Raw genomic sequence first — 21027 nt, forward strand, 5'->3', positions numbered from 1 at the left:
ATGTTCGAAATTTTCAGCAGCCCGGATGCCTGGATTGCCCTTCTCACCCTCACCTTTTTGGAAATCATCCTTGGGATAGACAATATTATTTTCATATCCATTGCCGCAGGGAAGCTCCAGCGCAAGCAACGCAATAAGGCCACCAATATAGGACTTGTCCTGGCAATGGCGATGCGTATCCTCCTCCTTTTCGGGATTGCCTGGCTAACCTCGCTCAAGAAGCCCTTTCTCATCCTTAAAGAATCGTGGATCCATGGTGGCATTAGCTGGCAGGCGATCATACTCTTTGCAGGAGGATTATTCCTGCTGTACAAAAGCACCAAAGAAATACACGAAAAAGTTGAAGACAGGGGTCATGACGAACGGGAAGTCAAGAAAGCACAGTCCAAATCCCTAATGAATGCCATTGTGCAAATCACAGTAATCAACATCGTTTTCTCCTTTGACTCTATACTGACAGCTATAGGGATGACCAACGGGATCTCTCCAAACCCCAACGATGCGCTTATCCTGATGATTGTAGCGGTAGTGATCTCCGTAATTATCATGATGCTGTTTGCCAACCCTGTTGGCAACTTTGTCACCCGCCACCCTTCTATTCAAATCCTGGGGCTTTCTTTCCTGATTCTAATCGGATTTATGCTGATTGCAGAAGCGGCCCACCTTTCCCACCTGGTAGTCTTTAATAACGAGGTAGGCAGCATTCCCAAGGGCTACCTGTATTTTGCAATTGCCTTTTCGTTAATGGTGGAGTTCCTCGATTTAAGACGACTCAAAAACCGAAACTCCAAAGAAGAAGAATCACCCTGACATTAAAAGCTGCAGGAGTGTGTAAATGGTTTAATTGGGCCGTAAAAAGGCCGTTTTAATATCTTTTTTCTTGTATTCCCTGTAAAGCCTTTGCTGTTGCTTTACCGTCAGGGTACTGCCGTCTGGACTCCATCCCGGAGGTCCGAAAACATACATAAATGCATGCCTGATATTTCTGGATTTCCGGACATCCCGCCAGATATCCTTGAATTCGTGGGTGAGTATTACCAGGGGATTGTAGGACTCCGGGGCATGTATAACCCCATATTCAATATCAACTGTATCATCCAGGGGTTTCCAGGTGCCGAACATCCGGTCAAAGATATTGAGGATGCCCCCGTGATTCTTATCGAGGTATTCCACGTTTTGTGCGTGATGTACCTGATGCATGGTATGCGTATTGATGAATTTTTCCAGGAAACCCAGCTTTGGGACATAAACCGTATGCAATTGAAATTGCCATAGGGCTTCTATTCCAAGGCAAAACAGCACCATTTCCGGCGGAAAACCAATAGCTGGCATCCAGGCATAGAAAAAGGGTTTGTAAACAATGGTAAACCATCCGTTTCGAATTGCTGTACCCAGATTAAAGTTTTCTGAAGAGTGATGCACAATATGGGCAGCCCAGAGGATGCGCACCTCATGATTGGCCCTGTGGAACCAGTAGTACGTGAAGTCGTCAGCCAGCATGCAGAGCAGCCAGACATACCAGGCATAACCAAAAGATTCATAACCCATAATGTTGGTGCGAACACCTTCAGCATTGGCAGGGTTGAAAATTTCATAAGTTCCTTCAAAAAGGGCGATTGCCAGCACCACTTTGAAGAGTGCTCCTAAAAACGCAGAGCCCACACCCATAAATCCGCTTGCAAACAGGTCTTTCCAATGGTAGAGGTGATCATCCCCATGGGTTTTACTGTAAGCAAGTTCGAGTATAATAAAAGCAATAAAACAGGGTACACCGTATACCAGGGGGTTGGTAAAATCCATTCTTAATTAAAACTGAAATTTGGGTTAGGTAGTGTGGCATCAATGATACTAATAAAAATTGGTAGGCGAAAGTATAATGAGCCCCAATCTACAATAGTTTTAAACACTTCGTTTTTTTAGGAGTTCATTTTGCTCTTCCATCAATTTTTCAATCCTGGAAAGCAATTCAATATTTTTTGGGGTTATTTCCTTGCTGTTTTCCGGATCTTCTGCCCTGGACCGGATACGGTTCATTACTTTGATCAAAAGGAAAATTGTCAGGGCTATAATCGTAAAGTCTATTAGCGCTTCCAGAAGCGCTCCGTACCCCAGGGCTATTTCTTCTGCTGTTTCACTGGCCTCGCGGATCACAAAACGCATGTCCGCAAATTGCACGGTGCTTGTAAAATAAGCCAGGGGCGGCGTAATGATTTCCTTTACAATGGTGTTTACCACATTGTTGAAGGCCGTCCCGATCACAATTCCAATGGCCATATCAATCATGTTGCCTTTAATGGCAAACTGCTTGAATTCATTGAAAAAAGCTTTCATAAGGTACAGGTTTAAAAGAGGGTTGGCTGCCCCTCCGATTCTCCGGTTTCTTTATCATCCTTTGCGGAATTCCCTTTTTTTGAAGAAGCATCTCCCTTTTCTGCATCCTTTGGCGATTCCGTTATATTTTCCTCGTCAACCACTTCCATATCCCTGGCTTCTACTTTTTCAGGTTCTGAATACGGCAGCGGATCCTTGGCATTTATCTCCAGGACTTTCTCTTTGGTTAACTGGTTGCCCATCGCAGTAATCCCCTTGACCGATATAAAATCTTCAAGGTCTACTTCCCAGTTGGGTTTTCGCTCCTGCCCCCTTTTCTTAGCAAAGACCACTTCTGCGACGGGTCTGAAATCCGTAAAAATCTTTTCAAGATAAGACTTGGGGTGGTCCGTTAGGATATTTTCCTCCCGGTCCGGGTTTTCTATAAGAAAGCGCTTCACGTAAAAAAGCTCTTTATCCCCTTCCCAGTAAATAGCTGAGAGCGGCTTATCCGGACGCCATTTCTCAAGGACAATCATGTCGTCGTCAAAGCGCATCGTAATTTCGGGTATGACCGTTTTAACCCATCCCTTCTGATTCACAATAAGCAGACGATCTTCGGAGGTGAATTCGCCCAGTAATTCCCCTCTGCCATCTACATTGAGGCGCTGCACGGTGTCATCAAACCAAATCTTCCTTGGTTTCAGGGTGGAAAGGCCTTTCTCCTTCAGTTCGATACGTTTAATGGAGTATTTGGTTACAATATTCCCTTTGGCTCCCCTTCCCTTGATCAGGACATCGGCAAAATCGAGGTCCCATTTTAATTTTTTAATACTGCCCGCCTGCCGGAGGTTTATGGTCACTATCTCCGCCTCCCCATTCGGGTTGGCGCTGAAATACAACACATCAGACTGAGCTTTGCCGGCGGTCAGATCGTACATCTTATCACGTGTGATGGAAGTAACATTAAACCGCTTAACATAGGCTGCCCCGCCCCTGCCGTCTTTGTAAATCATATTGTAGGTAGTGCGCTTGTCTTTCTTTTTAAAAACCGCCACATGGATAATATTCTTTCCGACAAAGGTTTTGGAGTCTACCTTGGTCACCATCATTTTGCCCTCCCCTGTAAAAACGATTATATCATCGATGTCACTACAATCTGTAACGTATTCGTCCCGTTTCAGTGAGGTCCCCACAAAACCTTCTTCACGGTTTACGTACAACTTGGTGTTCCGGATCACTACCTTGGTGGCCTCGATTTCATCAAAAATGCGGATCTCGGATTTGCGTTCCCGGCCTGCTCCGTATTTCTTTTTCAAAGAATCAAAATAAGCGATTGCGAAATCGACCAAATGATCCAGGTGGTGCTGGGTTTCAGCGATTTTAGCCTGTAATTCATCCAGCTGTTGCTGGGCCTTGTTCAGGTCAAAGCGCGAGATTTTCTTGATGCGTATCTCAGTAAGCCGGACAATATCCTCTTCGGTAACCTCTCTTTTCAGCTCTTTTGTATGTGGCTTTAACCCGGTCGCTATAGCCTTTATAACGCCTTCCCAGGTCTTTTCTTCCTCAATGTCCCGGTAGATACGATGCTCAATAAAAATACGCTCCAGGGAGGCAAAATGCCATTGCTCTTCCAGCTCGCTCAATTGAATCTGCAGCTCTTCCTTAAGCATTTCCACCGTATTGTCGGTGGAGCGACGCAGCATTTCGCTGACCCCCATAAAAATGGGTTTGTTATCTTCAATAATACAGGCCAGGGGCGAGATGGAAGATTCACAGGCCGTAAAGGCATACAGGGCGTCAATGGTCTTATCCGGAGAAATACCGGAAGGCAGATGGATCAGGATCTCGACCTCAGCAGCCGTATTATCCTCAATCTTTTTGATTTTAATCTTGCCTTTGTCATTGGCCTTAAGGATGGAATCTATTAAAGAAGAGGTGTTGGTGCCATAAGGTATCTCATTAATTACCAGGGTATTCTTATCGTATTGCGATATTTTTGCACGAACCCTTATCTTACCCCCTCTAAGCCCATCATTGTAATTGGTAACATCAATGATGCCCCCTGTTGGAAAGTCCGGAAAAAGCTTGAATCGCTGCCCTTTCAAATGTTTGACAGAGGCATCTATCAGTTCGTTGAAATTGTGCGGAAGTATTTTGGTAGAGAGACCCACAGCAATTCCTTCAGCTCCCTGAGCCAGCAAGAGTGGAAATTTTACAGGAAGGTTTACGGGTTCTTTTTTACGCCCGTCATAGGATAGCTGCCATTCGGTTATTTTCGGACTGAAGACGACCTCCAGGGCAAATTTGGAAAGTCGCGCCTCAATATAACGTGATGCGGCGGCCCCGTCTCCGGTAAGGATATTTCCCCAGTTCCCCTGTGTGTCAATAAGCAGGTCCTTCTGCCCTATTTGCACCATGGCATCCGCAATACTGGCATCTCCGTGCGGGTGGTACTGCATGGTGTGCCCTACTACGTTGGCTACTTTGTTATAGCGCCCGTCGTCCATTTCCTTGAGGGCATGCATAATTCGCCTTTGCACGGGCTTAAAACCGTCTTCAATGGCCGGGACCGCCCGTTCAAGGATAACATACGAGGCGTAGTCCAGAAACCAATCCTTATACATACCGGTTACCCGGGTCAGGGCATCCTGCTGATTCTCTTCATGTGTACCCTCCGGGTCCGTCACCTTCTCATTTTCCTCCATATGGAAAGAATCCTAATCCTGTTTAAATTTGATTTTCCTGTACCAGATCTACTTCAACCTTGAGGTTTTCTATGATAAATTCCTGCCGGTCCGGGGTATTTTTCCCCATATAAAATTTCAGTAACTCCTCAATTGACATGGCCTTATCAAGCATTACGGGTTCCAGGCGGATGTCATCCCCTATAAAATGCTTGAATTCATCCGGGGAAATCTCCCCCAGACCCTTAAAACGGGTAATCTCTGGCTTCCCGCTTAATTTCTCCAGTGCCGCCTTTTTTTCTTCCTCGCTGTAGCAATAAATCGTTTCCTTTTTGTTTCGTACCCGGAACAAGGGTGTCTGGAGGATGTACAGATGATTCTCTTTGATCAGTTCCGGAAAAAATTGCAGAAAAAAGGTAATGAGCAGCAGACGGATATGCATTCCGTCAACATCGGCATCCGTTGCAATCACGATGTTGTTGTAGCGAAGGTCTTCTATAGATTCTTCGATGTTTAAAGCAGCCTGCAGGAGGTTGAATTCCTCATTCTCGTACACAATCTTCTTAGACATGCCGTATGAATTCAGCGGTTTTCCCCTCAAACTGAAAACGGCCTGTGTATTGACATCCCTCGATTTGGTAATAGAGCCCGAAGCTGAGTCTCCCTCAGTGATAAACAGCGTGCTTTCAAGCCTTCGCTCGTTTTTCATATCACCCAGGTGAATACGGCAATCCCTGAGCTTCTTATTGTGCAGGCTTGCCTTTTTAGCCCGTTCCCTGGCAAGTTTCCGAATCCCGGAGAGCTCTTTTCGCTCCTTTTCGGCCTGCATAATTTTCCGCTGGATCTTTTCAGCCGTTTCCGGGTTTTTATGAAGGTAATTATCCAGCTGGCGGCCCACAAAATCATTGATGTATGTCCTTACGGTAGGCAGGTCTCCCCCCATGTCGGTGGAGCCCAGCTTGGTTTTGGTCTGGCTTTCGAAAACGGGTTCCATTACCTTTATGGAAATGGCCGCAATCACGGATTTTCGGACATCCGAGGAATCGTAATTCTTTCCGTAAAAATCCCGGATGGTCTTTACCAAGGCCTCACGGAAGGCCGCCTGATGTGTCCCTCCCTGTGTTGTATTCTGTCCGTTAACAAAGGAGTGGTATTCTTCACTATACTGGGTTTTGCTGTGGGTCAAAGCCACTTCAATATCCTCTCCCTTTAAGTGAATGATAGGGTACAGCAGGTCGTCCGGGCTGTTGTAGTCTTCCAAAAGGTCTTTCAGGCCGTTCTCAGAGTAAAATTTCTCACCATTGAATACAATGGTGAGGCCTGGATTAAGGTAGACGTAATTGCGGAGCATGCGTTCCACATACTCGTTGCGGTATTTGTATTTTTTGAAAATGCTCTCGTCCGGAGTAAAGGTTATCTTGGTTCCCCTTCTTCTCGAACTTTCTTCAAGCAACTCTTCGTTTACTAATTCCCCGGTTTGAAATTCAGCCGCCTTGGATTTACCGTCCCGGTTAGACTCCACCCTGAAATAAGTGGAAAGGGCGTTTACAGCCTTGGTTCCGACACCATTGAGCCCCACCGATTTTTTGAAGGCACGGGTATCGTATTTTCCCCCGGTATTCATTTTGGAGACCACATCCACTACCTTGCCCAGCGGAATACCGCGGCCGTAGTCCCGCACGTTTACCTTATCCTCTTTAATGCTGATTTCAATGGTCTTACCAGCGCCCATTACGAACTCATCGATACAGTTGTCGATGACCTCTTTGAGAAGGATATATATTCCATCGTCTTGGGAGGAGCCGTCGCCTAATTTTCCGATGTACATCCCGGGGCGCATACGGATATGCTCCTTCCAGTCCAAAGAGCGGATATTATCTTCGGTATATTGTGTTTGAGACATAAAGTCGGAGATTATCCCTGCTAATATAAAATTTAGGCCAACAAATCAAAATCAGGGCATACTAAAGTAATTAACAATACGCCCAATGGTTGTTGATATACCCTATTTAAGGCCTTTTCCTCTGAATTTAGCAGCTATTAAGCCACTAAACGTTAAAACGGAAGTGCATAACATCCCCATCTGCAACCACATACTCCTTTCCTTCCACCCGCATTTTACCGGCCTCCCTGACTTTGGCTTCGCTTCCGTATTTCTGGTAATCATCAAAAGAAATAACCTCAGCACGAATAAAACCCTTTTCGAAATCCGTGTGAATTACCCCTGCTGCCTGAGGGGCTGTTGCCCCAACCGGAATGGTCCAGGCCCTTACTTCTTTTTCCCCGGCCGTAAAATAGGTTTGCAAATTCAGTAGCCTGTAGGCAGCCCGGATCAGCTTGGAAGAGCCGGGTTCCTCAAGTCCCAGGTCTTCGAGAAAGAGCCGGCGTTCTTCGTAAGTGTCCAGTTCGTTGATATCTGCTTCGGTAGCTACCGCCAGCACCAGAACTTCGGCCTGTTCATCTTTCACTGCCTGGTGGACTCGTTCCACGTAGGCATTCCCCAAGGTTGCTGCACTCTCATCCACATTACAGACGTATAAAACAGGCTTGTCGGTAATAAGCTGCAGCGGTTTTACATAGGCCTGATACCCCTCTGCCGGTATGGATATGGCCCTTACTGAAATCCCGCTTTCCAGATTCTTTTTCAATAACTGCAATATTTCCGCTTCCTGTTGTGCTTCTTTATTGCCGGTTTTGGCGGTGCGCCCCACCCGCTCCAATCGTTTCTCCACGGTTTCCAGGTCCTTGAGCTGCAGTTCCATGTCTATGGTCTCCTTGTCCCTAATAGGGTCAACAGAGCCATCCACGTGCACTACATTATCATTGTCGAAGCAACGAAGTACGTGCAGAATGGCATCCGTCTCGCGGATGTTTCCCAGAAACTGGTTTCCCAGCCCCTCTCCTTTGCTTGCCCCTTTGACCAGGCCGGCAATATCCACAATTTCAACAGTGGCCGGAATGACACGCTGGGGTTTTACGAGGCTTTCAAGCTCCTCCAGACGTGGATCTGGCACATTAACCACCCCTATGTTCGGTTCTATGGTGCAGAAGGGGAAATTCGCACTTTGGGCCTTTGCATTGGAAAGGCAGTTAAATAAGGTGGATTTGCCCACATTCGGGAGGCCGACTATTCCAGCTTTCATAATTCTCGCTCACTTAGGAAAGGCCATGATAAACAGCCTTGATTTTTATGGCTGCAAATATAGTTCTATTTTACCTTTCTAAAGCCCGGTATTAGCGGTAAGTGTTTACAACCTAATTCGAAATAATCCGTAACAATACGGGAACCACATCGTCTAAGCAATGAAAGACTTCAGAATAATGAGAAAAATACTGTTTAGAATAGCGCTTTTATTGGTAATCCCGGGCTTCGGGCAGAACTACACAGCCAGGTTGCTGGATGCCTCCAACGGCGAACCCGTTCCTTTCGCCACCATCAAAACGGGTACCGACAGGGGAACTATAAGCAACGAAGAAGGTTATTTTACTCTAGACATCGGTACCCTGGAGGCAGGCGGGATTGAGATTTCCTGCATGGGGTACAGAACCACCGCTGTCGAAGCAGGTAAACTTTCTGCCTCCCTTACCGAGATTTCCCTTGAACCTGCGGCTATCAACCTCAATGAGGTACAATTGTCCAATCGGATTCCGGATGCGGACGAAATCATCGCCAATGTGCGGGATCGCCTGAAGGTAAACTACGGGCTTGTGCAACCTACCTATGAGCTTTTTTACCGGAAATCGGAATACATGCAATTTGATGATCTTGATTTAGAACTGGAAAAAGCCTCTGACCTGAATCGCAGGGAACTCGAGGCAGCGGACAAGGAATTACAGAGATTAGGGGATGCGATTATAGCCAGCGAAGCCAAAGATTTCCTGGATTTTAAGGGCCTGCTCAGGATCGATTCCGACACAGCCAGTACCTTCCGGATGCAACGGGCCACACGACTGACTGATTCCAAAAAGAATTTTTCTACCGATAAAATCCAGGAAAGGGCGCAGCAAATAATCCTGTCCCATTTGGATAGCAACCAGACCTATAAGGTTAAAACCGGAATTTTTAAGATAGAGGACAGTATCTCCCTAAAAGAGGCCTTTGTGGAAAGTGAACCTTCAGACAGCACCGATTTGGATAACCTGAAAGGCCAGTCATTGTCCTTGCTTAAAATTGCCAGTTGGAAACCGGAAAGCCGCTTGCGTAAATTCCTGGACGGGGATATGTACAATTATTCCTTTAAGAAGGCTACCTATTTTAACGGAAACTATGTTTACGCCCTTGGTTTTGTACCCAGGCGTTCACGGGCCAAATTTACAGGAACGTTGTATGTTGATGCCATTAGTTTTGCCATCCTGAAAGCAGATTACGAGTATGCTAAGGGGCGGGAGGGTCAGAAAGTAAATTTAAAATTACTACTGGGGATTAAGTTTATAGATAATCTTCACAGAGGCACGGTTATATTTCAAAAAGACATTGAAGGTTTGTACAGGCCCTATTTCATTCAAAGGCAGAAGGGTAACTACATTTACCTGCACCGGAGCCTTAAGTTTATTGAAAACAGTGCTAATCGTAAAAAAGTGCGTTTTGATTTTCTTCTCGAAGGTGGCACCCGGGAGAATGAACTCCTGCTGATTAGGCCTGCCAGTACCGATCAAAGCACAGAACTCACAGCGTATAAGGAACCCAAAAAAGTGCCGGTTATAAGATTGACAAGGTACGAACCCACCATTTGGCAGGATTCCGAAATAATTGCTCCCTTGCAGGAAATGAAAAATTTCAGGGTGTCTGAATAGTTTAGTCCTCGGGGTGCATAAAGCGTTGCTTGCCCAGGAGTTGTTCTTCGGTTTCAACATGATCTTCATCCGGAACACAACAATCTACCGGGCAGACTGCTGCACATTGGGGTTCTTCATGAAATCCCATGCACTCGGTGCATTTATCGGGCGCTATGTAATAAACCTCATCGCTGATGGGTTCCTGAACCGCATCCGCATCCACCTCTTTACCGTCGGGCAGCATTACCTTACCGCTGAGGGAAGTACCATCACTGTAGCGCCATTCGTCGGCACCCTCATAGATTGCCGTATTCGGACATTCTGGTTCGCAGGCCCCGCAGTTAATACATTCGTCTGTGATGATAATTGCCATAGTTTTCTTTTTCAGGTAAATACCCGGCCGAGGGTTTGTCTCAGGCCACGGGTATCTTTATTTTTGCACAAAGGTAATGGCTAAACCATTTTCCAACAAATATTATGAACCAACACTATTCTACTGTTCCCGCATTGGTGAAATTAGGTTCCTTTCTGAGGGAATATGTGACATACAGGACTGCCGGAGGCAATGCTCTTAAATCAGTGCCTGTATCCTTCAGCGCTTTTGATGAGGTCCTGCTCAGGGCAACAGCCGAAAATGCCTGGTTTACAGAATCAGAAATTCTTTTTGCATTACACTCATGGGCAGGGAATCTGAGGGAAGAAACCCTTCGGGGCTGGCTTGAGAGGTATGCCCTGCCCGCCCAAAAACCCTTGACCGTTGCCCTGATTATGGCGGGGAACATTCCGCTTGTAGGGTTCCACGATTTTTTGTCCGTTCTGGTTTGCGGGCATAAGGCCCTGGTTAAATGCTCCGCTAAAGACCAGCGGTTATTGCCTTTTCTGGCTCAAAAACTAATGGAATACGATCCCGATTTAAAGGGGTGTATGGAATTTACAACCGGCCAATTGGGTAGCTTCGATGCCGTTATCGCCACAGGCAGTAATAATACCAGCAGATATTTCGAATACTATTTTGCAGATAAACCGCACATTATACGGAAAAACAGAAATAGCGTTGCCGTGCTTAACGGAAAAGAAACCCAAGCAGACCTCAGCGGGCTGGCGACAGATGTCTTTCGTTATTTTGGGATGGGATGCCGCAGCGTATCGAAATTGTACGTTCCCGGCAACTATGACTTCAGCGACTTATTTAAAGCTTTTTATGAATTCCGGGATGTCATCAACCATCATAAGTACTCCAACAATTACGATTACAATAAAGCGGTATACCTGATGAGCGGCAGCAAGATGCTGGATAATGATTTCCTGTTATTAAAGGAAGATACCGGCTTCGGTTCGCCTATCGGGACCCTATTCTATGAGCACTACCAATCGGAAGAAGCATTAAAGAGAGTTCTGGAACAAAACAATGAGAATATTCAGTGCCTGGTAGGACATGAGGCTATTCCTGGCGCAATCCCGTTCGGAAAGGCCCAGAAACCCGACCTTTCCGATTACGCAGACGGAGTAGACACTGTTGAGTTTCTGTTAAAAAACAGCATAAAATAAGCCAGAAGCGTACTGGTATTTAAGGTCTATTTTCAGACCTTTGCAATTCTAAAAACCTACAAATGAAAAAGCATAATTTCAGTGCCGGGCCATGTATCCTGCCGCAGGAAGTAATGAAAAAAGCATCCGAGGCGGTTGCAGAACTCGATGGAATGGGGCTGTCCCTTATTGAAATATCGCATCGCAGCAAGGCTTTTGTCGGGATTATGGAACAGGCACGTGAGCTGGCGCTGGAATTGCTCGGATTGAAGAATAAGGGGTACGAAGCGCTATTTTTACAGGGGGGAGCGAGTTTGGAATTTCTGATGGTCCCTTACAACCTGCTCGAAAACAAGGCCGGATACATCAATACCGGTACCTGGAGCGACAAGGCCATAAAAGAAGCCAAATTATTTGGAACGGTAGTTGAAATTGCTTCTTCAAAGGATAAAAACTATAATTACATCCCCAAGGGTTTCAGCGTGCCCAATGATTTGGATTACCTCCACCTTACATCCAACAATACCATTTTCGGCACGCAGTTCAAATCCTTTCCCGAAACCAAATTACCAATGGTTGCTGACATGAGTTCGGATATTTTCTCACGGGATATCGATCATTCCCAATTTGACCTCATTTACGCCGGAGCTCAGAAAAATATGGGACCTGCCGGTACTACCCTGGTTGTGGTCAAAAAGGAAATCCTTGGAAATGTAAGCCGTAAAATACCTTCCATGATGGATTATCAGGTTCACCTGAGCAAAGACAGTATGTTTAATACTCCTTCAGTATTCGCGGTATACGTCTCCATGCTTACCCTGCAATGGCTGAAAGAACTGGGAGGGGTTTCGGCCATTGAAGAAATCAATGAGAAAAAAGCTAAACTGCTCTATTCGGAGATCGATCTGAATCCCTTGTTCGAAGGATATGCGGCCAAAGCCGATCGCTCCCTGATGAATGCTACCTTTAACCTGAAAGAGCCAAAGCTCAAGGAAACCTTTGACAAAATGTGGCAGGAAGCGGGAATTAATGGCCTTGCAGGACACCGTTCCGTGGGGGGATACCGCGCCTCCATGTACAATGCCCTTTCATTGGAAAGCGTTGGGGTTCTGGTAGATGTGATGAGTGATCTGGAGCGAAAAGCCTGACCCCTAATTAGTATCTGCCTTAATTCTTTATCAATGGTTATACATGCAAATGACGGAATATCCGAATCGGGAAAAAATGCCCTTGAAAAAGAAGGTTTTACCGTCCTGACCACCCGGGTGGCCAGCGAGCAACTCATACCCTATTTACAACAACACCGCGTTAACGCACTTCTGGTGCGTTCTGCAACCAGCGTGACACGGGAAATAATTACAGCCTGCCCGGCTTTAAAGCTTATCGGAAGAGGAGGCGTCGGAATGGACAATATTGACGTGGATTTTGCGAAATCAAAGGGTATCCATGTAATCAATACACCGGAGGCGTCAGCAGACTCCGTTGCTGAACTGGTCTTTGCCCATTTGCTTGGAGGCGTGCGCTTCCTTCACGATTCCAACCGAAATATGCCTCTGGAAGGAGACCAGCATTTCAAAAGCCTGAAAAAGACTTATTCCAAGGGTAGTGAGTTAAAGGGAAAAACACTGGGTATTATAGGGTTCGGCCGAATCGGAAAAGCAGTGGCCAAAATAGGAATCGGAATGGGGATGCAGGTAATTTTCAGTGATGCGCATCAGGAGCAATGTGCCATTACCCTCGAATTCTATGACGGACAACAGCTGGATTTTAATCTGAAAGGTTATTCCCTGGATAAGCTTCTTCAGAAATCTGATTTCGTAAGTCTTCACGTACCGGCTCAGGATTCCCCTATCATTGGGAAAAGGGAACTGGGCCTTATGAAAGAGGGCGCCGCACTGATTAATGCTGCCAGGGGCGGAGTGGTAGACGAAGTTGCCCTGCTGGATGCCCTGGAGTCGGAAAAGATAAGTTTTGCGGGCCTCGATGTTTTCGAATCAGAACCCAGGCCAGAAGTACAGTTGTTAATGCACCCTAAACTATCTCTTAGCCCTCATATCGGGGCTGCCACACGCGAAGCTCAGGACCGGATTGGACTGGAATTGGCTGAACAGATCATTAATTTGTTAAAATAGGACTATTCCAGGTATACAGCTATAGGCCTTTTCGTATCTTTTCCACATAACTACAAAAAAAAATATATGTCTGGTTTATTAGATCTTATCAATAGCCCGATGGGCAAACAACTTATTAGCGGAGTTGCGAAGGAAACGGGGCAACCCGAGAACAAAACGGCTGATATCCTGAGTATGGCAATGCCCCTACTGGTCGGAGCCATGAAGAAGAATGCCTCTGACACACAGGGGGCTGCAGGGCTTATGGAGGCTTTGAACTCCAAGCATAATGGCGGCATTTTAGATGACCTGGGTGGCTTGTTCGGAGGTGGTGTGGATTCGGGCTTAAAACAAGACGGTGCAGGCATTCTGGGCCATGTCCTGGGAAGCAAACAGGCTGTAGTTGAAAATGCACTTAGCAAACAAACGGGGGTAGACAGCAGCGCGATCTCTGAAATCCTTAAGATTGCAGCACCCATCATTATGGGATACCTGGGCAGGCAGGCCTCTCAGGGAAAGGTATCAGACTCCAGCGGGCTTACGAGCCTACTGGGCAGTATGCTCGGAGGGCAGCCCAGGCAGAACCAGAGCCTGATTACCAGCCTTATTGATGCAGACGGAGATGGAAGCGTCCTGGACGACGTAGCCGGGATGGTGCTGGGAAACTCCAAATCCAAAAAAGGAGGACTAGGTGGACTGCTGGGTGGAATATTCGGAAAATAGTGAAATACCCTTTATAATAAGTTAAACTGCTTGCTGACACAGGCAGTTTTTTTTATTTTAAAGAAAAAAGAAAGCTATGAGAGTCAAAGGAGTATTACAATTATACATAACTGTTCTCAGTATTATCCTGCTGGCTTCCTGTGGCGCCCAGTCCGGGGCAGTCAGCGTAAGCCCTGAGGAAAAAGCAGTATTCGAACAGCAAAAGGGAGATCCGGTTAAAATAGCAGATGCCGAATCCAAATACGAGATAGTCATTATTGACCCGGGGTTCTATAGCTGGCTGAAAAGTTTTGCACAACCGGAGGGCTATTACTCTCAGACCTTCCTGGAAAACCGCAATGCCATCTATGTCATGAACTGGAACCAGCGCGTACTACTCCCCATGCAATACGACCCGAACCTATATGAATTACAAATCGATTATGACCCCGACATTGATTACGGCTATGAGGTCAATTACAAATTGTACAATTATTTTATCTATTTCCAACGCAAGTACAACCAGCGCCTCGGGCCTTACCTGCCCAGAATATAATTTATTATCTTCGCGGTCAGAATTAAAAATCCATGAACCGACTTAAGGAACGCTGGGGCATAAGCTCCAACTGGCAATTAATAGTAATCCTTTTTGTCTTCGCCATTACGGGCTCTTCTTCTGTATATGTGGCCAAACCTTTTTTGCAATGGATTGGTCTTACTTCAGGGTCTTTTGATGAAAACTGGTGGGGACCCTGGATCTACTGGAGCCTTCGCATTTTATTGATTTTTCCTTTTTATCAGGTTTTACTGGTGCTGTTCGGATGGTTATTCGGGCAATTTCAGTTCTTCTGGAATTTCGAAAAACAAATGCTGGCTCGTCTGGGTTTAGGATTCCTGTTTCGGTAAATTAAGCTTTCTTTAACAGGCAAAGCAGCTATTATACGGTTAATTTGTAAAAAATGCTTTTTTGATGTTAAAGAGGCTTTTTTCGATCTGTTTGCTTCTCTGCATGGTTTATCCGACCATCGCATCGGTAAGGCATGCCCTAACCGATCATGTTGAGCGAAACTGCCAGGACGATATTCCCAATCATTTCCACAGTAGTGAGAGCAGCTGTGATTTTGACCAGTATCACAGGGATTTACTGTACCAGCAAACCTTTGCTGAATCAGAATGGTTTTCCGAAAGACTGCTGCTGGACGCTCCTGTTACCAAAAGTCTATTTTATCCTCAGTACCTTACTAATCATAAAAAAAGCAGAGCACCACCCGCAAATTTGATGTAATACTCAGGAAAAGTTATTATCGAACGCATCAAATTTCACTAAATGCTATTTTTAAGACACTGTCTTTTTGCATGTGCCGTGTTTCTATCCCTCTTTATGAGCGGGCAAGAGTGCCAGCTAACAATCGAAGGGAAAATCCTGGATTATCACGACCGGTCCCCCCTGGCAGGTGCCCTTATTCAGGTAAATAAACAAGAGCGCTACGTACAGACAGACCTAAATGGGAATTTCCAGATAAAAGGCCTTTGCCCGGGCGTCTATGAGTTGGAGGTTTCGCATCCGGAATGTCGTACCACCTTCAAGGTCTTCCGCATAGCGGAAAACCTTAGCACTACTATCTTGCTGGAACACCATTTACAGCAGCTGGAGGAGGTGCAGGTTGTTGGTACAGCAGATCCCAATAAAACCAATTCCGGAGCAGAGGTTGTCTTGGAAAAGAAGATTTTAGAACGATACGCAAGTGGAAGCCTGGGGGATGCCCTGAAGGAGATAAGCGGGGTATCCAGCATTAACACCGGAGCTGCCATAGTGAAACCTGTTATCCAGGGACTTTATGGGAGTCGGGTACTGGTAATGAACAATAATGTAAGGATGCAGGACATGGAGTGGGGTGAGGATCACGCTCCCAATGTTGATCTGAACAGCCTTGACCAGGTCCGCCTTATTAAAGGATCTGCAGCTCTGAAGTATGGCGGTGATGCCATTGGCGGGGTTATCGTGCTTGAAAACGACTGGGTTCCGAGTATGGACAGCATATGGGGAAGTACCAGCCTCTCTGCCGTGTCCAATGGAAAAGGTGGCTCTCTTACGACAGAGCTGAACAGATCCTGGTCCGGTGGCTTCTACCTGAAGGGACAGGCCAGTTATCGCCTGATCGGGGACTTCCGGGCACCCGATTATATCCTTTCAAATACCGGGAACCGGCAGCTTGGCCTCAATTTTGAAGCCGGGAATCGCTCTTTTGAACAGGGCTGGAGTGTAAACTACTCTTATTTTGATGCGACTATTGGAGTTCTCAGGGCTTCGCATATTGGAAATGTTGATGACTTAATCAGGAGTATCAACAACCGCAGCCCGGAAGTAATAGAGCCCTTTACCTACAGCATTAATGAACCCCGTCAGGAAGTTAGTCACCATCTGGGAAAAGCCAAGTATTACCGGCGGATCTCAGGTTTAGGGACCTGGGAGATTCAGTATGATGTACAGCGTAACCGAAGGTTTGAATTTGATGTTAACCGCACGCAGACCCAATCGGATATTCCTTCTATAGACCTCACGCTCACAACGCACAGTTTACAAACGGACCTGAGCCTGGACCGGTCGGAGAAGGTATCGCTGGATTTCGGACTGCTGGGGCGCTATCAGGACAATTTTGCGGATCCACAAACCGGGGTTCGCAGACTTATCCCTGATTACACGCGGCTGGAACTGGGGGCTTATGGGTCTGCGGAATGGATGCTTTCGGACAAACTAACGGCAGATGCGGGCCTGCGCTATGATTTCAGCCGGATAGATGCCCTGAAATTCTACAGGACCAGTCGCTGGGAGGAACGCGGGTACGACCAAAGCTTCCCGGAATTGGTAGTGGAAGACCTGGGAACCCAATTGCTGACCAACCCGGTATTTGATTACAATAACTTTTCCGCAGCGGCCGGGATCCGGTGGACCCCGGATACGGCCTGGGACCTCACCCTGAATCTTGCGCGTTCCCAAAGGGCTCCTAACCCTTCAGAATTGTTCAGCGATGGCTTACACCATTCTGCCGCACGCATAGAACTGGGAGACCTCAGGATCAGTAGTGAGGTCGCAAACAGGATTACGGCCACCGCTGAATATAAGAGTACCTTCTGGGGGCTAAGCCTGAATCCTTATCTGAACAGCATCAATAATTTTATCCTGCTGGAACCTACAGAGGTGGAATTCACCATCCGTGGTGCTTTCCCGGTCTGGAGTTACCGGCAAACCGATGCGGTGTTGGCAGGGATTGATGCATCCGGATATTTTAACTGGATGCCGCAACTCACTAGCCGTCACCAATTTTCGCTGGTCAAGGGAAGGGATATGGAACGGGAGGAACCGATTATTAATATGCCTCCGGCACGCTTTACCAATTCCGTAGTTTTTAATAAGACCATATGGAATAATTTCCAGCTGGAACTGGAAAGCGATTACGTATTCCGGCAAAATGAATTCCCGGAAGATATACAGGTTTTTTCACCAGAACAGGGCGAGGAAGTGTTGTTGCAAATCAATACCCCTCCGGATGCCTATCATTTATTTAATCTGAACAGTAGTGTTGATTTTGACCTCGGCAATAGCCAGGCACTGGCCGTTTCCCTAACTGCAAGAAACGTGTTCAACACCCGTTTCAGAGACTACCTGGATCGTCTGCGCTATTTTGCAGACAGCCAGGGCATCAATATGATTTTAAACATAAAATTCACTTATTAATAAATATATAACCATGTTACAATACACTAAATTTCAGAAACATACCTCTATTTTCTTAATGGCTGCTTTAAGTTCTTTTTTCCTGTTGAGCTGTAGCAATGACAATGACAATCCCGAACCTATAGACGAGGAGGAAACCATTACGACCATGAATGTAAGCCTGCTGAGCAGTGGAAATCCGACGGTAACACTTCAGGCGAGAGATCTGGACGGGGACGGCCCGAATCCGCCTGTGATAACCGTATCCGGAACACTCATTGCCAATACCACTTATCAGGGCTCAATTGAACTACTCAATGAAACCGTAGATCCTGCAGAAGATATTTCCGAAGAGGTGGCGGCAGAAGCAGAAGAGCATCAGTTCTTTTTCGACATTAATGGCAGTATAGATACTGCCGCGGCAACAGATCAGGATGCCAATGGCAACCCCCTTGGATTGAGTTTTCAACTGGTTACGGCCGCTGCGGGGAACGGGACCCTGAGCATCACCCTGAGGCATGAGCCCAAAAAGCCCAATGACGGAAGTCTTTTTGATGCAGGGGGTGAGACGGACATTGCACAAAGCTTCAGCCTTGTGATTGAATAAGATCCGAGCTACATTACTTATTTACGCCTGTTTTCGGACAGGCGTTTTTTTTGGGGGGTTGATCAGATATGTATAAATCCACATCAGTGTAAAGGTTGGGAACCAATCGGTCCCCGGGATCAATTCTTCAGCAAAAGCAATAAAACCAGCGGCTTTTCCAGCTCGTCCCCTGTACATCCGTGTCATCAGCCACCCGGCCAGAGGCGCCCAGATCATATCCGAAAATTCACCGATGCCGGGGATGGCAAATGAAAGCATCCCCAGGCCATCAAAAAACAGGCCGGCAAGTAATTTCTTGTATTTATCTGGGAAGTTGCCCATTAAATATTTAAACCAAGTTTCAGGATAAATGTGAACTGATCAACTTTAAAAATTCATTCCGGGTCTCGATTTTCTCGAATTGCCCCCTGAAACCGGAGGTAGTGGTAACCGAGTTTTGCTTTTGCACCCCGCGCATCATCATGCACATATGCGCAGCTTCTATCACAACGGCCACCCCTTTGGGCTTGAGAGTTTTGTTGATACATTCAAGGATGTCATCGGTAAGTCGTTCCTGTACTTGCAGGCGTCTTGCGAAGACATCTACCACCCGTGGGATTTTACTCAGCCCCACAATATGGCCGTCCGGGATATAGGCGATATGGGCCTTCCCAAAAAAGGGAAGCATATGGTGCTCGCAAAGGGAATACACCTCAATGTCTTTGATAATTACCATTTCGCTGTAGGATTCCTTAAACATCGCACTTTTAAGGATTTCCACTGCATCCTGTTTATATCCCTGGGTCAAAAATAGCATCGCCTTGGCTGCCCGCTCGGGGGTCTTAACCAGGCCTTCCCTATTTACATCCTCTCCAATTTCATCCAGAATACGCTCATAACGGGTGCGCACCTCGTTGGTGATTTCAATATTGTATTCCTCTAAGTGCCTGTACGGAGCCATAGCTTGCTTTTTGCCTAAATATCTTAAAAAAAGTTGAGATGAATAGGGTTCTGATTAAATGCTGTTGAAAATTACTACAGAAAACACGCGGTACGTCCTAAAGCTTTTTATAAAATGCCATTTTGCCAAGTGTAAGCGAATGTTTACTTTCAGGCCATCAAATTTCAGGGGATGATCAGTGCTCGGAATATACATAAAACCTATGGCGACCTCGAAGTGCTCAAAGGGGTTAATCTGGATATACAGGCAGGAGAAATCGTATCCGTAGTAGGCGCTTCCGGAGCCGGAAAAACCACCCTGCTTCAAATTCTGGGGACCCTGGATAGCCCGGACCCTGGCAGAGAGAGCCTGATAGAAATCGACCAGGTAGATGTAACCCGGCTGGGGGAAAAAAAATTAGCCCGGTTCAGAAACCGGCATATCGGATTTATATTTCAGTTCCACCAGCTCTTACCGGAGTTTACAGCTATAGAAAATATTTGTATCCCGGCCTTTATTCAGGGAATACCGCCAGAAGAGGCCCGGGAACACGCCAGGGAGCTTATGGAATTTCTGGGGCTCTCAGGCCGTTCAGAACACAAGCCACGCCAACTTTCCGGAGGGGAACAGCAACGGGTAGCCGTGGCAAGGGCACTGATCAACAAGCCGGCCGTAGTCCTTGCTGATGAACCCAGCGGGAACCTGGATTCGGCCAGTGCCGATCGGTTGCACCAACTTTTTTTCAAACTCCGTGATAGTTTTGGGCAGACCTTTGTAATTGTGACCCATAATGAAGAGTTGGCGGATATGGCAGATCGTAAACTCACCATGGTGGACGGCCTGATTGTAGATTAGACGCCCTGCTGCCATAGTTGAGAGCGTAACGGATAATAGCATTTTACCATTGAAAAAAGCAGAAATCAGGGAATTTCTGGATGAAAAGGTCGCCACCTACCAGCATACTTCCTTCCTCGAAACGGATCCAATACAAATCCCTCATCTGTTTGAAGATCAGGGAGATATTGAAATAGCAGGCTTTATAACGGCCACCATAGCCTGGGGCAACCGTAAAAGCATTCTTACCAGCGGCCGAAGGCTGATAGCGCTTTTCGAAAACCGCCCCTTTGATTTTGTCATGAATGCTTCCGAAAAGGAAATTCAGGCAATCGGACCCTTTGTACACCGTACCTTTAATGAAACAGATCTCGAATTCTTCATTCGCGCTTTGCGAAATATTTATAAGCATCACGGGGGGCTGGAGCATCTTTTTGCACTCTATGCAAAAGCACAAAACCTGCAACCGGCTATTTCAGCTGTAAAACGGCATTTCTTCGAAATCCCGCACCCGCAACGAAGTCGGAAACATTTTTCGGATCCCGAAAGGGGCTCTGCCGCAAAGCGCATCAATATGTTTCTGAGGTGGATGGTCCGCCCCGCAGATTCAGGAGTGGATTTCGGGCTCTGGAAAGCATTAAAACCTTCCCAGCTATCCTGCCCCCTGGATGTGCATTCCGGAAAGGTAGCGCGGGCCCTGGGGCTTCTTAAGCGTAAACAAAATGACGCCAGGGCTGTGGCAGAACTGGATGCCTCATTGCGAAAGTTAGACCCTGATGATCCGGTTAAATATGATTTTGCTTTATTCGGCCTGGGAGTCTTCGAGAAGTTTGGGTAAA

General features: G+C 46.5%; 21 protein-coding genes. 13 read left to right on the plus strand and 8 right to left on the minus strand.

Features of this window, described 5'->3' with window-relative positions; translation table 11 throughout:
• A complete protein-coding gene (locus tag ACT6NV_RS14195; protein WP_445385096.1) occupies positions 1 to 810 on the plus strand; it encodes a TerC family protein in 810 nt (269 codons plus the stop codon).
• Between the two features lie 30 nt (positions 811 to 840).
• Here ACT6NV_RS14195 and ACT6NV_RS14200 read toward each other — a convergent pair whose 3' ends face one another.
• From ACT6NV_RS14200 to ychF, 5 genes are all read right to left on the minus strand, one after another.
• Complete coding sequence (locus tag ACT6NV_RS14200) at positions 841 to 1800, minus strand: sterol desaturase family protein (protein WP_445385097.1); 960 nt, start codon at positions 1798 to 1800, stop codon at positions 841 to 843.
• Positions 1801 to 1899: 99 nt separating this feature from the next.
• Positions 1900 to 2331: a large conductance mechanosensitive channel protein MscL gene (mscL, locus tag ACT6NV_RS14205; RefSeq protein WP_445385098.1), complete on the minus strand. Its 432-nt coding sequence runs from the start codon at positions 2329 to 2331 to the stop codon at positions 1900 to 1902.
• 11 nt (positions 2332 to 2342) lie between these two features.
• Positions 2343 to 5018: a DNA gyrase/topoisomerase IV subunit A gene (locus tag ACT6NV_RS14210; RefSeq protein ID WP_445385099.1), complete on the minus strand. Its 2676-nt coding sequence runs from the start codon at positions 5016 to 5018 to the stop codon at positions 2343 to 2345.
• Between the two features lie 22 nt (positions 5019 to 5040).
• Entirely contained in the window at positions 5041 to 6900 is a 1860-nt protein-coding gene (locus tag ACT6NV_RS14215) for a DNA topoisomerase IV subunit B (RefSeq protein ID WP_445385100.1), read from the minus strand.
• Positions 6901 to 7045: 145 nt separating this feature from the next.
• Positions 7046 to 8140: a redox-regulated ATPase YchF gene (gene ychF, locus ACT6NV_RS14220; RefSeq protein WP_445385101.1), complete on the minus strand. Its 1095-nt coding sequence runs from the start codon at positions 8138 to 8140 to the stop codon at positions 7046 to 7048.
• 178 nt (positions 8141 to 8318) lie between these two features.
• On the opposite strand from ychF, the gene ACT6NV_RS14225 reads away from it, so the two are divergent.
• Positions 8319 to 9791, plus strand: a complete 1473-nt coding sequence (locus ACT6NV_RS14225) for a carboxypeptidase-like regulatory domain-containing protein (RefSeq protein ID WP_445385102.1) — start codon at positions 8319 to 8321, stop codon at positions 9789 to 9791.
• A 1-nt stretch (position 9792) separates the two neighbouring features.
• Here ACT6NV_RS14225 and ACT6NV_RS14230 read toward each other — a convergent pair whose 3' ends face one another.
• Positions 9793 to 10146, minus strand: a complete 354-nt coding sequence (locus tag ACT6NV_RS14230; RefSeq protein ID WP_445382262.1) for a 4Fe-4S dicluster domain-containing protein — start codon at positions 10144 to 10146, stop codon at positions 9793 to 9795.
• A gap of 104 nt (positions 10147 to 10250) precedes the next feature.
• Here ACT6NV_RS14230 and ACT6NV_RS14235 point away from each other — a divergent pair, with 104 nt between their 5' ends.
• The 9 genes from ACT6NV_RS14235 (at position 10251) to ACT6NV_RS14275 (ending at position 18435) form a co-directional block, all read left to right on the plus strand.
• Positions 10251 to 11321 carry an acyl-CoA reductase gene (locus ACT6NV_RS14235; RefSeq protein WP_445385103.1) on the plus strand — a complete coding sequence of 357 codons (1071 nt, stop codon included), beginning with the start codon at positions 10251 to 10253 and terminating at the stop codon, positions 11319 to 11321.
• 62 nt (positions 11322 to 11383) lie between these two features.
• Positions 11384 to 12448, plus strand: a complete 1065-nt coding sequence (serC, locus tag ACT6NV_RS14240) for a 3-phosphoserine/phosphohydroxythreonine transaminase (RefSeq protein WP_445385104.1) — start codon at positions 11384 to 11386, stop codon at positions 12446 to 12448.
• A gap of 33 nt (positions 12449 to 12481) precedes the next feature.
• Positions 12482 to 13432, plus strand: coding sequence for a D-2-hydroxyacid dehydrogenase (locus ACT6NV_RS14245; RefSeq protein WP_445385105.1), 951 nt, complete (start codon positions 12482 to 12484; stop codon positions 13430 to 13432).
• Between the two features lie 66 nt (positions 13433 to 13498).
• Positions 13499 to 14134 (plus strand): DUF937 domain-containing protein, encoded by a 636-nt coding sequence (locus ACT6NV_RS14250; RefSeq protein WP_445385106.1) that lies wholly within the window; start codon positions 13499 to 13501, stop codon positions 14132 to 14134.
• Between the two features lie 76 nt (positions 14135 to 14210).
• Positions 14211 to 14669 (plus strand): DUF6146 family protein, encoded by a 459-nt coding sequence (locus ACT6NV_RS14255; RefSeq protein WP_445385107.1) that lies wholly within the window; start codon positions 14211 to 14213, stop codon positions 14667 to 14669.
• Positions 14670 to 14701: 32 nt separating this feature from the next.
• Positions 14702 to 15019, plus strand: a complete 318-nt coding sequence (locus ACT6NV_RS14260) for a DUF6787 family protein (RefSeq protein ID WP_445385108.1) — start codon at positions 14702 to 14704, stop codon at positions 15017 to 15019.
• Between the two features lie 64 nt (positions 15020 to 15083).
• Complete coding sequence (locus ACT6NV_RS14265; RefSeq protein ID WP_445385109.1) at positions 15084 to 15398, plus strand: hypothetical protein; 315 nt, start codon at positions 15084 to 15086, stop codon at positions 15396 to 15398.
• A gap of 96 nt (positions 15399 to 15494) precedes the next feature.
• A complete protein-coding gene (locus ACT6NV_RS14270; protein ID WP_445385110.1) occupies positions 15495 to 17849 on the plus strand; it encodes a TonB-dependent receptor in 2355 nt (784 codons plus the stop codon).
• A 13-nt stretch (positions 17850 to 17862) separates the two neighbouring features.
• On the plus strand, positions 17863 to 18435 hold the full coding sequence (locus tag ACT6NV_RS14275) for a type 1 periplasmic binding fold superfamily protein (RefSeq protein WP_445385111.1): 573 nt from the start codon (positions 17863 to 17865) through the stop codon (positions 18433 to 18435).
• Positions 18436 to 18456: 21 nt separating this feature from the next.
• Here ACT6NV_RS14275 and ACT6NV_RS14280 read toward each other — a convergent pair whose 3' ends face one another.
• Together ACT6NV_RS14280 and folE are read right to left on the minus strand one after the other, a co-directional pair.
• On the minus strand, positions 18457 to 18756 hold the full coding sequence (locus ACT6NV_RS14280) for a hypothetical protein (protein ID WP_445385112.1): 300 nt from the start codon (positions 18754 to 18756) through the stop codon (positions 18457 to 18459).
• Between the two features lie 19 nt (positions 18757 to 18775).
• Positions 18776 to 19375, minus strand: a complete 600-nt coding sequence (gene folE / locus ACT6NV_RS14285) for a GTP cyclohydrolase I FolE (protein ID WP_445385113.1) — start codon at positions 19373 to 19375, stop codon at positions 18776 to 18778.
• Between the two features lie 171 nt (positions 19376 to 19546).
• Between folE and ACT6NV_RS14290 the strand changes: the two genes are divergently transcribed.
• Positions 19547 to 20209, plus strand: coding sequence for an ABC transporter ATP-binding protein (locus tag ACT6NV_RS14290; RefSeq protein ID WP_445385114.1), 663 nt, complete (start codon positions 19547 to 19549; stop codon positions 20207 to 20209).
• A gap of 49 nt (positions 20210 to 20258) precedes the next feature.
• The gene (locus tag ACT6NV_RS14295; protein WP_445385115.1) at positions 20259 to 21026 is read left to right on the plus strand and encodes a TIGR02757 family protein; all 768 of its coding nucleotides are present in this window, start codon (positions 20259 to 20261) and stop codon (positions 21024 to 21026) included.
• Position 21027 lies beyond the last annotated feature (1 nt).

The sequence above is a fragment of the Robiginitalea insularis genome (genome assembly GCF_052497835.1).